At 38.2% G+C, this 15,284-nt stretch carries 14 protein-coding genes; 2 read left to right on the top strand and 12 right to left on the bottom strand.

Going from position 1 to position 15,284, the window contains the following annotated elements; translation table 11 throughout:
- The first annotated feature begins 353 nt into the window (after positions 1-353).
- Positions 354-752, top strand: coding sequence for a DUF1622 domain-containing protein (locus AC6R0T_RS06840; protein ID WP_206902815.1), 399 nt, complete (start codon positions 354-356; stop codon positions 750-752).
- Between the two features lie 108 nt (positions 753-860).
- On the top strand, positions 861-2,561 hold the full coding sequence (gene efbA / locus AC6R0T_RS06845; RefSeq protein ID WP_303754007.1) for a fibronectin-binding protein EfbA: 1,701 nt from the start codon (positions 861-863) through the stop codon (positions 2,559-2,561).
- A gap of 49 nt (positions 2,562-2,610) precedes the next feature.
- On the opposite strand, the gene AC6R0T_RS06850 is transcribed toward efbA, so the two are convergent.
- The 12 genes from AC6R0T_RS06850 to pyrR all read right to left on the bottom strand — a co-directional run bounded on the left by AC6R0T_RS06850 (position 2,611) and on the right by pyrR (position 15,265).
- Positions 2,611-3,306, bottom strand: a complete 696-nt coding sequence (locus tag AC6R0T_RS06850) for a carbonic anhydrase family protein (RefSeq protein WP_303754006.1) — start codon at positions 3,304-3,306, stop codon at positions 2,611-2,613.
- An 18-nt stretch (positions 3,307-3,324) separates the two neighbouring features.
- The gene (locus AC6R0T_RS06855; RefSeq protein ID WP_303754005.1) at positions 3,325-4,140 is read right to left on the bottom strand and encodes a PH domain-containing protein; all 816 of its coding nucleotides are present in this window, start codon (positions 4,138-4,140) and stop codon (positions 3,325-3,327) included.
- Entirely contained in the window at positions 4,137-4,679 is a 543-nt protein-coding gene (locus AC6R0T_RS06860) for an RNA polymerase sigma factor (protein WP_206902812.1), read from the bottom strand. Before AC6R0T_RS06860 ends, AC6R0T_RS06855 begins: the two co-directional genes overlap by 4 nt.
- A gap of 275 nt (positions 4,680-4,954) precedes the next feature.
- Positions 4,955-5,590: an orotate phosphoribosyltransferase gene (gene pyrE, locus AC6R0T_RS06865; RefSeq protein WP_206902882.1), complete on the bottom strand. Its 636-nt coding sequence runs from the start codon at positions 5,588-5,590 to the stop codon at positions 4,955-4,957.
- The gene (gene pyrF / locus AC6R0T_RS06870) at positions 5,583-6,305 is read right to left on the bottom strand and encodes an orotidine-5'-phosphate decarboxylase (RefSeq protein ID WP_206902811.1); all 723 of its coding nucleotides are present in this window, start codon (positions 6,303-6,305) and stop codon (positions 5,583-5,585) included. Before pyrF ends, pyrE begins: the two co-directional genes overlap by 8 nt.
- A 3-nt stretch (positions 6,306-6,308) precedes the next feature.
- Complete coding sequence (locus AC6R0T_RS06875; RefSeq protein WP_230710881.1) at positions 6,309-7,235, bottom strand: dihydroorotate dehydrogenase; 927 nt, start codon at positions 7,233-7,235, stop codon at positions 6,309-6,311.
- A complete protein-coding gene (locus AC6R0T_RS06880) occupies positions 7,232-8,008 on the bottom strand; it encodes a dihydroorotate dehydrogenase electron transfer subunit (RefSeq protein WP_303754004.1) in 777 nt (258 codons plus the stop codon). The genes AC6R0T_RS06875 and AC6R0T_RS06880 overlap by 4 nt, the downstream gene beginning before the upstream one ends.
- A 128-nt stretch (positions 8,009-8,136) precedes the next feature.
- Complete coding sequence (carB, locus tag AC6R0T_RS06885; protein ID WP_206902808.1) at positions 8,137-11,319, bottom strand: carbamoyl-phosphate synthase large subunit; 3,183 nt, start codon at positions 11,317-11,319, stop codon at positions 8,137-8,139.
- Positions 11,297-12,394 (bottom strand): carbamoyl phosphate synthase small subunit, encoded by a 1,098-nt coding sequence (locus tag AC6R0T_RS06890; protein WP_206902807.1) that lies wholly within the window; start codon positions 12,392-12,394, stop codon positions 11,297-11,299. The genes carB and AC6R0T_RS06890 overlap by 23 nt, the downstream gene beginning before the upstream one ends.
- Before the next feature lie 2 nt (positions 12,395-12,396).
- Positions 12,397-13,677: a dihydroorotase gene (gene pyrC / locus AC6R0T_RS06895; RefSeq protein ID WP_303754003.1), complete on the bottom strand. Its 1,281-nt coding sequence runs from the start codon at positions 13,675-13,677 to the stop codon at positions 12,397-12,399.
- A gap of 91 nt (positions 13,678-13,768) precedes the next feature.
- A complete protein-coding gene (locus tag AC6R0T_RS06900) occupies positions 13,769-14,695 on the bottom strand; it encodes an aspartate carbamoyltransferase catalytic subunit (protein WP_303754002.1) in 927 nt (308 codons plus the stop codon).
- Between the two features lie 33 nt (positions 14,696-14,728).
- The gene (gene pyrR / locus AC6R0T_RS06905; RefSeq protein WP_206902804.1) at positions 14,729-15,265 is read right to left on the bottom strand and encodes a bifunctional pyr operon transcriptional regulator/uracil phosphoribosyltransferase PyrR; all 537 of its coding nucleotides are present in this window, start codon (positions 15,263-15,265) and stop codon (positions 14,729-14,731) included.
- Positions 15,266-15,284: the final 19 nt, after the last annotated feature.

Genomic DNA, 15,284 nt, shown 5'->3' on the forward strand with positions numbered 1-15,284 from the left:
ATAAATTAATAAGAAAAATCGAGTAATCTTTATGAAAGATGTGCTTTTTATAACAGATAGCACCACAAAAGTAGCTTTTTCAGTAGGGTTGTTCGTTTTCTTGTGAAATTCATTCACTGCTTATAAGTTCTAATTAAGTATACGCTAGCCGGATTTCTACCATGACAAGAAACACAGTAAGAAATGTAAGACCCCATTTATGACCTTAGTAAAATGTGCATTTAGACTGTAACGAGTTTTATCGCTATCTTTATAGTAGCAATCATTGTTTGGAATCGTCAAGATAGTTGGCAATTCTTTAAATATTCGCTATCATAAGAACAAGAGTTAAAATAACTTTAGGAGGACCACCAGTGGAAGATCTTGGTCACACTATTATGCACCTTGCGATGCCTTTATTTGATATCATTATCGTCTTTCTTAATTTTTTATCTATTTTAGTATTGGTGTGGGGTGTGATTATCGCAGGCTATGATTTCATTAAATCAGAGTGTTCCCACGCCAATCATGTTGAGGCGGCGCGTCACAATAATTTTATCCGTAACTTTCTGGGTAGTTATGTCTTGTTGAGCCTGGAGATATTAATTGCTGCCGATATTATTGAGTCAATTATTAATCCTACTTCAGCTGATATTTTGCGCCTTGCAGCAGTCGTTGTTATTCGAACGGTAATCTCTTATTTCTTGCACCGTGAAATCCAAGATGCTTTGGATAACGAAGAAACGATGGAAAAGCTTAACAAAAATAAATAAATGACACCCTTTAATTTTCAACAACGATGAAAAGCCAGATTCGATCACAAAGAATCTGGCTTTTATCTGCTATAATGTAGTTATTCTGTCATGAAAGAAGGTTACACAATGTCTTTTGATGGTGTTTTTACCCATTTAATTACCAATGAATTAACTGACTTATTAGTTGGTGGACGCATTTCTAAAATTCACCAACCTTATCAAAATGAAATTATTTTGGTTATTCGCTCCCAAGGAAAAAACCATAAATTACTACTATCTGCGCACCCGAGTTACGCTCGGGTACAATTAACCGATATCGCCTATCAAAATCCTGAGACTCCGCCTAATTTTGTTATGATGTTACGAAAATACTTAGATGGCGCAATTTTAACAGGCATTTCGCAGATTGAAAATGATCGCGTGATCCATTTTACTTTCAATAAACGAGATGAATTGGGGGATTTGCAAAATATTGTTTTAGTAGTGGAATTAATGGGTCGCCACAGTACCATTTTATTGTTAAACGAAGCAAACGGCAAAATTTTAGATGCGATAAAACATATTGGTAGCAGTCAGAATACCTACCGTTCCATTTTACCTGGTGCCATTTATGTCGCACCACCTAAACAAGCACTGCTAAATCCTTTTACTGTTACAGACGTTACGCTTTTTGATGCACTCTCGCAATTACCCGAAATTACAGCCAAGGCGCTTCAACAGACATTCCAAGGGCTAGGTTTTGATACAGCACAAGAACTAGCCTTTCGTCTAAATAAAAATGAAAATAAAAAAGTACTGACTTGGCGTGCATTTTTTGAAAGTCTCAATCCTGGACGCCCTACTTTAACTGTTACGCAAACAAAAGAATTTTTTACACCAATTGCTTTTCAAGCTTTAGCTAAAACAACGGTTAGTGCTACGACATATCCAAATTTCAATATCTTGTTAGATGCTTTTTATGGCGATAAAGCTGAACGCGATCGGGTCAAACAACAAGGGGGACAACTGCTTAAAAAAGTAGAAAATGAGTTGGCCCGCAATCAGACCAAGTTAAAAAAACGACAACAAACGCTAAAAGAATCTGAAAACGCTGAGGAATATCGGCAAAAAGGTGAACTTTTAACGACATTTTTGCATGAAGTACCAAAAGGTGGAAAAAAAGTCGTTTTAGCAAATTACTACGATGAAGATCGACCACTAGAAATTAAGTTAAATCCAGCCCTATCCCCTAGTCAAAATGCGCAAAAATATTTTCACCGTTATCAAAAATTGAAAAATGCAGTGAAATTAATTTATCAACAAATCGATGAAGCAAAAGCAGAAATTGCCTATTTGGAATCTGTTTTCGCTCAAATCGAAATTGCCGGACCAATGGATTTGGATCTAATTAGTGAAGAATTAATTGCACAAGGCTATTTGAAAAAAAATTCAAAACGTAAAAAAGTAGCATCAAAATCTAAACCTGACGAATATACAGCAAGTGATGGTACCACTATTTTAGTTGGGAAAAACAATTTGCAAAATGATCAACTAACTTTAAAAACCGCCCGTAAGACTGACTACTGGCTCCATACCAAAGATATCCCTGGCTCTCATGTAATCATCAAAAGCAGCCAGCCGACTGATGCAACCATTTTAGAAGCCGCAGAATTAGCTGCCTACTTTTCTAAATATCGTCATTCTGCTCAGGTTCCAGTCGATTTAGTTCAAGTCAAATACATTAAAAAACCAAATGGCGCAAAACCCGGGTATGTCATTTACGAAAATCAAAAGACTTATTACGTTACTCCAGAAGCAGATATTACTACCCGACTAAAAAAACAATAAAAAAATGAACGAAGCCCCTTTATTTTCAAGTAGTGGCTTCGTTCATTTTCTATTCACAAAAATAGATTGTTCGGTCTTTTTTATCTTGTAAGGGTCGATTATTACCTTTTAAGATTTCTTCTTGAAATTGGGATAAAAAAGCGCGGGATATTTGATGTCGCTCTTTAAAGACAAACCAGTTAATCGGGCCTTTTGTCGGTGGGGTAGTCAGAGAACCAACATAATGAAAATAGCGTTGTTCTTTTGGTAAAAACAACTCGGGATTGAAAATTTCAATATGCTCTTTTAAATCCCAACGTTGGGCTTTTTTTAGTGGACCTTCTGGCAAAATCCCCGGTATGATGTCACACAATACGCCTACAACTAAATTTGTCCCGTCTTTTCTCATGTGTACCAAATGTATCTCTAGTGGCGCTTGTTGGTTATCTAAAATATGCTCACTAGGTAAATGATAATGAATATCCGTTAAACCATACTTTTCCCCTGCAAAGACAACATAGCTCTGACAATCAAACGGAACAAAATGAATGGTATTTTTAAATTCTTTTTCGGTAAACTTCTCAATTTGATAAGAAAAAGTCAGACGCTGTTTTGCACTTCCTGCTATAGTTTTGCTCGTTTCAATGGCAATTGGTGATTGGTAAGGAAACTGCGCCCCTTCTTTATACCACTCACACAAGGTATGCCAATATTTTGGACCATTTTCTCCTGTATAACTCCAAGGAACATCTAAATTTCGTTTCACTTTTCCACCTCACAAATTTCAAAAGATTTTAAATAGCATATCAAATCCTTTTAATTGTGGCAAATACAAAAACCAAGCAATCGGGGAAATTGTACCACCAAATAACGTTTTTTTCGGACCTAATAAGAATAAGACCGCTAAAATAAGGAAAATAGCCAAGACGATTAGTAAGACATTTGCACCTTGTAATAAGTTGAACCAAAGTCTTAAATTGCTAAAGAGCATATCCATTTTTTGATTACGTAAAACTTTATCTGTCTCGGCAATGGCGCGCATTTTTTCAATTCTTTGCCAATTTTCTTTAAATAATATCATTTCTTTTTCAGTCAAAACTTCATTAAAAATTTTTGTGTCTGCAGCAAAATCAAGAAAAAACCAATTTATTGTTTGTCGTTTGCGCTTTTCATCCCAATAGCGCATACTCCATTTTTTAGTTGTGATTCCTTTTATTTTGTCATAAGGAAAACTAGAGAACCCCCCTGTTTCAAAAAAATCTAAGAGGGTAAGGAAAATCATGCGCGTATTGGTAAAAATTAGGAGGCGGTTGCCCCGTGTATCATTAAAAGTTTTCACATATTGTTTGGCTTGTGAAGTTCGGGCATAGCCCATTGCCATGGGACCAGCATTCATAAAACCAGAATTTCCTTCTACGGTCATAGGCAAATAGCCCATAATTTCTTCGCTGACAGCTAAATTTGGTTGCAATTTTTCTTTGACCTCTTGAAATAAAATGTAATATTTGCTGCGCTTGAATAAATCATTTTTAGCACTAGTACTTAAATATCCCGGTTGCAACTTGGCATTTTCTGCAAAAATAATCTCTTTAAAGCTCATGCTAATTCCCCCTTTAACGCATTTTGCAACAGTATTTTCCCCCGCGATAGATGATTATATACTGCACTTGTTTTTATTTCTAAAAGCTGGGCTATCTCTATGGGTGCTGTTTGATAAAAATAGTAATGTAAAAAAATTAACTGATCTTGTTCATTTAAAACATCCAATAATTCTAAAAATTGTTCTTTTGCTAAGGGACTATCAGTTTGTTGATAATTACTAGCAACATTTTCAGTCTTGAGGTCTGTTTGTCGCCTGTTTTGTAACTGTTGTTTACGTTTAAAGTCAATTGCCTTATTGCGGGTTATAACCATGATAAAGGTTGCTAGGCTACTTTTATCCGCAACATAGTTGGGGATTTTTTTCCATAATGTATAAAAAACCTCATTTTCACAATCTGACCAAAGATTACGCTCAGAGTTGTCTGACAAAACACCCCGGATTGTTTTAATAATGGTTTCACCATAGATTTCAATCATTTTTTCCAAACCTGTAAAATCATGATTTCTAATTAAGGTTACGATTTCATTGTCCCCCATCTTATCCCTCCTTTATTTACTTAATATACGAAAAATATGACGCATTTCTATCACGATGTGCCAATATTATGTAATCTTTCTGTCAAAGAAAAATAAAGTGATTTTTATCCACTACTTTCATTGGTTTTAGCTTCAGATTTTGTCTAATTCAACCTTGTAGTTTACAACTTTGAAAGAGTGATTTTATTATTAACCTTCACGATTGCATATCATTTATATGCAATAAATGAAAAAGTTGTGATCCTCGCTTTTGCCAGAATCACAACTTTTTCATTTTACTTGGCTAACCAATTTTCTGGATCTTCTTTCCAAGCTTTTAATAATTTAAGGTCTGCTTCGCTGATGTAATTACTAGCCAATGCCACTTCAATTAAAGTTGAATAATTGGTTAACGTAACCAATGGAACATTCGCTGCCGCAAAGTTTTCCTTTCCTTTTGGCAATTCATAAGTAAAGATTGCAGCAACACCTAAGACATCGGCACCCTCTTTTTCAGCTGCCTCACAAGTGCCCAAGACACTGCCTCCTGTTGAGATTAAATCTTCAATGATTACCATTTTTTGACCTTTTTCAATGCGACCTTCAATTTGTTTTCCTTTACCATGGTCTTTAGCCTTGGCACGGATATAAACCATTGGTAAGTCTAAAATATCTGCTACCCAAGCGGCATGAGGTACGCCACCTGTAGCTGCACCAGCAATTACTTGCACATCAGGAAACTGCGCTTTAATTTTATCGGCTAATCCTTGGGCAATTTGTTTACGCACTTTAGGATAACTAATCGTAATACGATTATCGCAATAAATTGGACTTTTAATGCCGCTAGCCCATGTAAAGGGCTCATTTGGACTCAAAAATACAGCTTCTACTTCTAACAAATCTTTTGCAATTGTGGTTTCTAAACTAGTCATTTTCAATACCATTCCATTCATTTTTAATTTGGGTATATGCTTTATAAGGATCTTCAGCCAGGGTGATTGGACGACCAACAACAATATAATTCGATCCGATTTTTCGTGCATTGCCAGGTGTCACCACACGTTTTTGATCCCCTACCTCACTACCAGTAGGACGAATACCTGGCGTTAAGCAGATAAAGTCGTCACTTGTGGCGCCTTTTATTTCAGAAACTTCTAGCGCAGAAGAAACAACACCATCAAGACCAGCTTTTTTTGCGCATTGCGCATAATGAATGACACTCTGAGCTAAAGGCACTTCAATTAATTGATCTGCGTGCATTTCTTGTTCTGTCGTTGAAGTCAGCTGTGTGATTGCTAAAAGCTTCGGACGCTTTTTCCCCATGGGTGTGCCTTCTTCTAAACCACGCATCGCAGCAGCCATCATTTTGACACCACCAGCTGCGTGAACGCAAGTAATATCAACACCAAGGCCGGCTAATCCGCGCATAGCTTTTTCAACTGTATTGGGAATATCGTGGAGTTTCAAATCTAAGAAGACGTCATGTCCGTTTCTTTTTAACCAACGAACTGTTTCAGGTCCTTCGTGGTAAAACAACTCCATACCGATTTTAACAAATAATGGTTCTTTTTTTGGGAATTTTTTGAAAAATAATTCAACTTCTCCCCGACTTGAAAAATCTAGGGCAATAATTGGACGTTCATTCATTTTTTATTTTTCCTCTCTTACTTGTTGGATTAATTCACTTAAACTGTTAATACCTAGTTCAGCCATTCTTTTAGGGAGTGCATCAATTAATTTAGGACAAACATAAGGGTCAGTAAAATTAGCCGTTCCAACTGCGACAGCACTAGCACCAGCCATCATCATTTCCAGTACATCATCTACTGTTTGTACACCACCCATTCCGATAATCGGAATATTGGTTGCATGAAAGACTTGATGAATTAAACGAATTGCGACAGGCTTAATGGCAGCACCAGACAATCCACCGGTTTGGTTTGCTAAAAGTGGTTTACGTGTTTTTAAATCAATTCGCATTCCCAGTAAGGTATTAATCATAGTAAAGCCATCAGCACCGGCTGCTTCAATTGCCCTTGCAATGGGAACAATGTCGGTTACGTTGGGAGATAATTTAACATAAACAGGCACTTTGGCCACTTTTTTTACTGCTTCTGTCAGACTAGCGGCTACTTTGGGATCTGTTCCAAAAGCAATTCCACCGTGTTTGACATTTGGACATGAAATATTCAGCTCGATTGCTTTTACATTTTCCGCGTTGCCAATTTCCTTGCAAACCGCTACATAATCCTCTTCACAAGAGCCGGCAACATTGGCAATAATATTTAAATTTGGATAACGTGTGTTTAAGTTGGGTAAAATTTCTGATTGCACAACTTCTAGGCCAGGATTTTGTAAGCCAATAGCATTTAACATGCCACTGGGAGTTTCGGCAATCCGGGGTGTCTCATTACCAAAACGTGCTTCAGGAGTTGTTGCTTTAATCATAATGGCACCTAATTTATTTAAATCATAAAATTTGCCATACTCATCACCAAAGCCAAAACAACCACTAGCTGGCATGATTGGATTTTGAAGCTCAAGGCCTGGTAATTGGATGTGTAATAAATTGGTCATAATACGATTACCCCCGTTTTAAAAATTGGTCCTTCATCACAAACTTTAACACTTTTATTTGGCTCATCTTTAACGTGGCAAACACAGCCATAGCAAGCACCAACGCCACAAGCCATTCGTGCTTCCATTGAGATTTGCGCGTTGGGATGATTTTGATATTTTTCATCGACCATTTTTAACATACCATTATTGCCGCAAGCAAACACCGCAGCAGGGGTTTGTGCATGTGTATACTCTGCTAAAAGATGGGAAACATTACCCTTAGTACCAAAGCTACCATCATCTGTTGCAATGTGGGTTTTTCCCAAGGATTGGAATTTTTCAGCATAATAGACAACTTCTTTTTTGGCAAAGCCCAAAAAGTGAATTGGGTTTACTCCTTTTTGCACCAATTGGCGTGATAACTCATACAATGGTGGTACTCCAATTCCGCCCCCAATTATATACGCTGTATCACCTTCTTGTAACAGACTAATATCAAAGCCATTGCCTAAAGGTCCTAAACAATCAAGCGCATCTCCTGGTACTAACTGCGTGAAAACTTTTGTACCTTGACCTTCAACGCGATAAATCAAATGACAGGTCAAATTTTTCTTGTCAAATTGATTGATACTAATTGGTCGGCGTAATAATAAATCTTTTTGTGGTACCAAAACATGCAAAAATTGCCCCGGTTTTTCCATCGTTTTTACTAATTCACCCTGTAAAACCAATTCAAAAATATTAGGTGCAATTTCTTGTTGTGCTACTACGGTCAAAATCCCTTGTCTCATGCTGCTCCCCCTGGTATTTAAAATAGACATTATGCTCGCAAATGAAGCTGTGACAAAAGACTTGTCACAGCCCCTTATTAGAAAATAAACAGCGTTTTTTCAGGTAACTGCTGTCACAGTCTTGTCGTTTAGATTGCTTTAGTTGAAAAGGCGCGATCTTCCATTACTTTTAAAATAGCATCGGCTGTATCTAAAGATGTTAGTAATGGTACCCCATGTTCAACGGCTTCGCGGCGAATAATAAACCCATCCGCAGAAGCGCTCTGACGATCTTTATCCATCGTGTTAATAACCAGCTGAGCTTGATTATTCCGAATTAGTTCAACGACATTTGCATCTTTTTCTTCAGAAATTTTGGCAATTTCTTTCACCCGCAAACCCGCTGTTACAAAATAACGGGCTGTTCCTTTTGTTGCAATTAAACTAAACCCAATTTCTGCAAAGCGCTTAGCCAAAGCTAAGGCTTCTTCTTTTGTATCATCTGCGATGGTAAATAAAACAGAACCAAATTCTGGTACTTTCAACCCCGAAGCTTCAAAGGCTTTGTATAGTGCCTTTTCCAAGTTACGGTCACTTCCCATTACTTCGCCAGTTGATTTCATTTCTGGCCCTAAATAAGTATCGACCTTTTGTAACTTTGTAAAAGAAAAGACAGGTGCTTTAACATGAACGTAATCATCTTCTTGATATAACCCATTTTCATAACCTTGATCGCGTATTTTTTCTCCTAAGATAGCTTTGGTTGCAATTTGAGCCATTGGGATTCCTGTAACCTTACTTAGAAACGGAACCGTTCGACTAGCCCGTGGGTTTACTTCAATGACATAAACTTTATTGTCACTAATGACAAACTGAATATTCATCATCCCGACACAATTTAATCCCAAAGCTAATTTTTCTGTATAGGCTGCGATTGTAGCTTGAATTTCTCTATTTAAAAATTGCGGTGGATAGACAGCCATTGAATCACCCGAGTGCACCCCCGCTCGTTCGATATGTTCCATAATTCCTGGAATTAAAACTGTTTCACCGTCACAAATCGCATCCACTTCACATTCACTACCGGTCAAATAACGATCAACTAAAACGGGATGTTCTGGCGAAGCCTTAACCGCATTTTTCATATAATCTTCAAGATCAGCTTGATTTTCCACGATTTCCATCGCGCGACCACCTAAAACATAGCTTGGTCTAACCAGAACGGGATAACCGATTTTTTCAGCGATAGCGACAGCCTCAGTTTGATTTGTTGCAGTTTCACCTGGAGGTTGTGGAATCGCCAACTCCTTTAAGGCCTGTTCGAATAAATCACGATTTTCAGCTCGATCTAAGTCTTCAATGCTGGTACCTAAAATTTTGACACCATTATCTTGCAGAGGCTCAGCCAAATTAATCGCTGTTTGTCCGCCAAATTGTACGATTACCCCAATTGGATTTTCCAACTCGATCACATTTAAGACATCTTCTAAAGTTAACGGTTCAAAATATAATTTATCAGAAACTGAAAAGTCAGTCGAGACCGTTTCTGGATTACTATTCATAATAATTGCTTCATAACCCGCCGCTTGAATTGCCTTAACCGAGTGAACAGTTGCATAATCAAACTCGACACCTTGGCCAATTCGAATAGGACCTGAACCTAAAACTAAAACAGATGGTTTCTTAGTGACGCTACTTTCATTTTCAAATTCATAGCTACTATAAAAATAGGGTGTTTCCGATTGAAATTCAGCCGCACAAGTATCTACCATTTTATAAACAGGTTTGAGATTTTGTTCTTTGCGGAAATTACGTACTTCACTTTCTTTCAAGTGCCAAAGTTCAGCAATCTTTTTATCAGTAAAACCATTTTGCTTGGCTTTTTTCAAAATAGTCGAATCATTTGGGGCAGCTTTTAACGCAGTCTCTAACTCAACGATGTGCAATAATTTGTCTAAGAAAAAGAGATCAATTTTCGTCATTTCCGCGATTTCTTCAATCGGATATTGACGCCGGATAGCTTCGGTTACGTAAAATAACCGATCATCCTGAGCTTTTATCATCTTTTCTGTCAGCTGATTATCACTTAATGTTGCTAATTCTGCTAATTCAACGTGTGTGACCCCGATTTCTAAAGAACGAACAGCTTTTAATAAGGATTCTTCAATGTTACGCCCAATGGCCATAACTTCGCCTGTAGCCTTCATTTGTGTTCCTAAAATGCGCTCACCTTTTTCAAATTTATCAAAGGGCCAGCGGGGAATTTTACAAACGACATAATCTAATGCCGGCTCAAATTCAGCGTAAGTTGTCTCCGTTACTGGATTTTTCATTTCATCTAAAGTTAAACCAACCGCAATTTTAGCCGCCAATTTAGCAATCGGGTAACCGGTAGCTTTACTTGCTAAAGCTGAAGAACGCGATACCCGTGGGTTTACTTCAATAACATAGTAATTAAAACTATGGGGATCTAGTGCTAGTTGGACATTACAGCCGCCTTCAATTTTTAAAGCACGGATAATTGAAAGTGAGGCGTCTCGCAGCAGCTGATATTCGCTATCTGATAACGTTTGACTAGGGGCAAAAACAATGGAGTCGCCGGTGTGAATACCGACAGGATCAAAGTTTTCCATATTACATACGACAATCGCATTATCAGCTGAATCTCGCATAACTTCATACTCGATTTCTTTGAAGCCGGCAATACTTTTTTCAATTAAACATTGCGTAGCTGGCGATAATTTCAAGCCATTTTCTGCGATTAAACGCAATTCCTCTTCATTATCACACATACCACCACCTGTACCACCTAGCGTAAAGGCAGGACGAACGATAACAGGATAACCAATTTCATCAGCAAAAGTAACTGCTTCATCAACCGTATTAATAATGGCAGATTCAGGAATGGGTTGATTTAGTTCTTCCATTAGCTGTTTGAATAAATCACGGTCTTCGGCTTGATCAATCGCGGCAAGCTTTGTACCTAAAAGTTCAATGTTTAACTCGGCTAAAATACCTGAAGCAGCTAACTCCATGGCCATATTTAAACCCGTTTGCCCACCTAAAGTTGGCAAAAGCGCATCTGGATTTTCTTTTCGTAAAATGCGGGAAACAAATTCAAAAGTAATCGGTTCGATATATACTTTGTCGGCAATTTCTTTGTCAGTCATAATTGTGGCCGGATTTGAATTGACCAAAACAACTTCATAGCCTTCTTCTTTTAATGCCAAACACGCTTGTGTGCCGGCATAATCAAATTCAGCTGCCTGACCAATAATAATCGGGCCAGAGCCAATCACCATAATTTTTTTAATATCCGTACGCTTTGGCATCTTTTTGCTCCTTTCCTGCATCCATCATTTCAATAAACTCATCAAACAAGTGCAAAGCGTCATGAGGACCTGGGGCTGCATCTGGGTGAAACTGAACTGTAAAGGCAGGATAATCTTTGTGGCGCACCCCTTCAATCGTTCCATCATTAACCTCAATATGGGTGACCATCAAACGTTTGTTGTCAATGGAGTTGGCATCTACAGCATAGCCGTGGTTTTGCGAAGTAAAATCAATCCGTCCTGTTGCGATTTCACGCACCGGATGATTTAAGCCACGATGGCCGAATTTCATTTTAAATGTATCCGCACCATTTGCTAGTGCAAATAATTGATGGCCTAAACAAATTCCAAAAATCGGCACTTTTCCTTGAATTTCTTGAATCATTTTAATCGCTTCTGGTACATCTTTAGGATCTCCTGGTCCATTGGTCAACATAACACCATCGGGACATAACTCTAAGATTGTGGCAGCCTTCGTATCGTAAGGTAAAACAGTTAGATTACACTGTCTTTTTGATAGCTCACGTAAAATACTGTGTTTTAATCCAAAGTCAATCACAACGACATTATGGCCAATTCCTGGACTTGGGTATGGTTTAGCTGTGGAAACTTGAGCCACTTGATTGGTTGGTAGTACTGCTGCTTTTAATTGATCATAGGCATGGGTGAAATCTTCTTCTGCTACAATACTAGCTTTCATAGTGCCGTGCTCTCTAATTTTTCTGGTTAGTGCTCGCGTATCAATCCCAGCGATGCCAGGAATTTCTTTGCGCTTTAAAAATTCGTCTAGTGTCATTTGGTTGCGCCAATTACTAGCAAGTCTGGCATGTTCTTTAACAACGACCGCTTTACAAGTAGGGGCAATTGACTCGTAGTCATCTCGGTTAATCCCATAATTTCCTACCATTGGATAAGTGAACGTAATAATCTGTCCATTAAAACTTTGGTCGGTGATGGTTTCTTGATAACCGGTCATACTGGTTGTAAAAACAATTTCGCCAAATACGTTATTGCTAGCGCCAAAACCTTCCCCTTCAAAGTAGGTGCCGTCTTCTAAGATTAACCAACGTTTCATATTTACTCCCCTTTTTGCCAAACTTTTTGACCATCAACAAAGGTTAAAAGAGTATCGCCATAAACTTTTTTGTGATCAAATGGTGTATTAACTGCTTTTGATACGAATTTTTCTGAGTCGATTTCATATTCTGTTTCGATGGCAAAAACAGCTAGATCAGCTGGCTGACCAATTTGTAAACGTCCTGCGTTTAAGCCAAAAATCGCTGCTGGTTTTGTCGCCATCCAATCAATAATTTGTGCTAAAGTGAAAATGCCGGTCTTAACAAAATGAGTGTAAATTAGCTGAAAAGCATATTCAGAGCCAACAATGCCAAAAGGCGCTTTTAAGAAACTTTGATTTTTTTCTTCAAATCCATGGGGAGCATGATCCGTTGCAATACAGTCGATTGTGCCGTCTAATAGGCCTTCAATTAACGCCTTGCGATCATCTGCTCCTCGTAATGGTGGATTCATTTTCCAGTAGCCAAAATCATTGGGAATTTCTTCTTCAGACAAAATGAGATGGTGAGGTGATACTTCTGCTGTTACATGAACACCAGCTTTTTTTGCATCTCGGATAATTCTCACGCTTTCTTTAGTTGAAACATGACAAACGTGGTAATGGCAGCCGGTTTCTTCGGCTAAAATTAGATCTCTGGCAATTTGAGAACTTTCTGTTGCACTTAAAATTCCTGGCAAATTAAGTTCTGCTGCTTTTTTTCCAGCATGCATAACACCTGCAAACAGCAGTGACTCGTCTTCTGTATGGGCAACCAAAGCCATATTATTGGCAGCAGCTTCTTTCATTGCTAAATACATCGTTCCTGCTGTTTGAACCCCTACACCATCATTGGTAAAGGCAAAAGCACCCGCTTTTTTTAACGCTTTTTGATCTGTTAAGACCTCACTGCGCAATTCTTCGGTAATTGGTGCATATTGCAACACCTTCACGACGGCATCTTTTTTTATAATTGCTTGAACTTTTTGAAATTTTTCAACAGTATCTGGAACTGGATTTAAATTAGGCATGGCACATACCGTAGTAAAACCGCCACGAGCGGCTGCCTGGCTGCCAGTTTTAATTGTTTCCTTGTACTCAAAACCTGGTTCTCTTAAATGAACGTGAACATCTACAAGGCCTGGTGTGATCAACTGACCAGCTGCATCAAACACTTCATCAAAAAAGGTCGGGTCAAAATTTGTGCCGATAGCTTTAATTACGCCATCTTCAATCCAAATTTCTGCTGTCGTTAGGTTGTTATCATAAGTATTGATTTTACCGTTTTTAATGAGTGTTTTCATAATCATCCTCCTAAAATTTGTTGAAAAAATTGCTTTATTTACTGGAAAGGAGATGGCTAATTTGTCAGCACATCTCCTTTTTTATTTTCTTTTAAGCTCTGCCGGCTAAAACTGCTTCTAAAATTGCCATCCGGACAAAAACGCCGTTGGTCATTTGTTGGATAATGCGAGCTTGGTAGCCTTCTACTAAAGAATCTGCCAATTCAACATCACGATTAACTGGCGCTGGGTGCATGATAATTGCCCCTTCTTTCATTTTTTTGGCACGCCCAACAGTTAGTCCATATTGCGTGTGATAGCCTTCTTTTGAAAAGCTTTCATTGCCATCGTGACGCTCATGTTGAACCCGTAACATCATCATTACGTCTACTTTGTCAACAAGTTCATCTAATGGTAAGTAATGCCCATAAACTTCAAATTCTTCATCATACCATTGTGCCGGTCCAGAGAAGAAGACTTGCGCACCTAAACGTTTTAACATTTGCATATTTGATTTTGCCACGCGGGAGTGGGTAATATCTCCGACAATCGCTACTTTTAAACCTTCAAAACGGCCAAACTCTTCATAAATTGTCATTAGATCCAATAAACATTGCGTTGGATGTTGGCCACTACCATCGCCGCCGTTAATAATTCCACATTGGATTGTTTTACTTTGAATTAAATCATCGTAGTAATTTTCATCTCCGTGACGAATAACGGCAACATCGACGCCTAAAGCAGACATGGTCAAAACGGTGTCGTATAATGTTTCACCTTTTTGAACCGAACTTGTTGAAGCATCAAATTCAATGACATCAATGCCTAATTTTTTTTCTGCCACATCAAAACTTTTATGTGTTCGGGTACTATTTTCGAAAAATAGATTTGTCGCAAAATACTGCTCTTTTTCTGGTGTCCATTTTGCGCCGTTTTTAAATTCTTGACCACGTCTAATTAAGCCCATAACCTCTTGGTCTGTTAAAGCTTCAACGGTTAATAAGTGTTTTAAACTAATTCTCTCTTGTTGGATGATCATCTTTTTTCCTCCTAATAGTTCCCTTAAGTTTTTTTACTCGGCTTCTTTATTGATGACAATACGGTCCTTACCGTCTACTTCTTCCATTTCCACAATAATTTCTTCGGCTAATGACGTCGGAATATTTTTTCCAACATAATCGGCACGAATTGGCAACTCTCTATGACCTCTGTCCACTAAAACGGCTAAAGAAATTTTACGCGGACGACCATAGTCCATAATTGCATCCAACGCGGCACGAATTGTTCGGCCGGTAAACAAGACATCATCCACCACGATAACTTCTTTACCTTCCAAATTGACAGGGATATCAGAAGCATGAACAGTTGGATCATCTTCTTTTTTTGCATCATCCCGATAAAGTGTAATGTCTAATTGACCGACTGGCACTTTAATACCTTCTAGTTGTTGTAAACGTTCAGCGATACGCTGGGCAATGTAGATGCCTCTTGTTTTGATTCCGACTAAAACCAAGTCCTCAATACCATGATTTCGTTCAATGATTTCATAGGTAATCCGAGTCAATGCTCGCTTCATTGTTACTGCGTCTACTACTTCTTTTATTGCCATTTTTTTCCTCCTCGTCAAT

Source organism: Enterococcus sp. S86.2 (assembly GCF_059834485.2).

What these genes read in the sequence shown, in the direction of transcription:
- efbA (WP_303754007.1), top strand. Translation starts at nt 861, where the DNA reads ATGTCTTTTGATGGTGTTTTTACCCATTTAATTACCAATGAATTAACT.
- AC6R0T_RS06855 (WP_303754005.1), bottom strand. Translation starts at nt 4,140, where the DNA reads ATGAGCTTTAAAGAGATTATTTTTGCAGAAAATGCCAAGTTGCAACCG.
- AC6R0T_RS06860 (WP_206902812.1), bottom strand. Translation starts at nt 4,679, where the DNA reads ATGGGGGACAATGAAATCGTAACCTTAATTAGAAATCATGATTTTACA.
- pyrE (WP_206902882.1), bottom strand. Translation starts at nt 5,590, where the DNA reads ATGACTAGTTTAGAAACCACAATTGCAAAAGATTTGTTAGAAGTAGAA.
- pyrF (WP_206902811.1), bottom strand. Translation starts at nt 6,305, where the DNA reads ATGAATGAACGTCCAATTATTGCCCTAGATTTTTCAAGTCGGGGAGAA.
- AC6R0T_RS06875 (WP_230710881.1), bottom strand. Translation starts at nt 7,235, where the DNA reads ATGACCAATTTATTACACATCCAATTACCAGGCCTTGAGCTTCAAAAT.
- AC6R0T_RS06880 (WP_303754004.1), bottom strand. Translation starts at nt 8,008, where the DNA reads ATGAGACAAGGGATTTTGACCGTAGTAGCACAACAAGAAATTGCACCT.
- carB (WP_206902808.1), bottom strand. Translation starts at nt 11,319, where the DNA reads ATGCCAAAGCGTACGGATATTAAAAAAATTATGGTGATTGGCTCTGGC.
- AC6R0T_RS06890 (WP_206902807.1), bottom strand. Translation starts at nt 12,394, where the DNA reads ATGAAACGTTGGTTAATCTTAGAAGACGGCACCTACTTTGAAGGGGAA.
- pyrC (WP_303754003.1), bottom strand. Translation starts at nt 13,677, where the DNA reads ATGAAAACACTCATTAAAAACGGTAAAATCAATACTTATGATAACAAC.
- AC6R0T_RS06900 (WP_303754002.1), bottom strand. Translation starts at nt 14,695, where the DNA reads ATGATCATCCAACAAGAGAGAATTAGTTTAAAACACTTATTAACCGTT.
- pyrR (WP_206902804.1), bottom strand. Translation starts at nt 15,265, where the DNA reads ATGGCAATAAAAGAAGTAGTAGACGCAGTAACAATGAAGCGAGCATTG.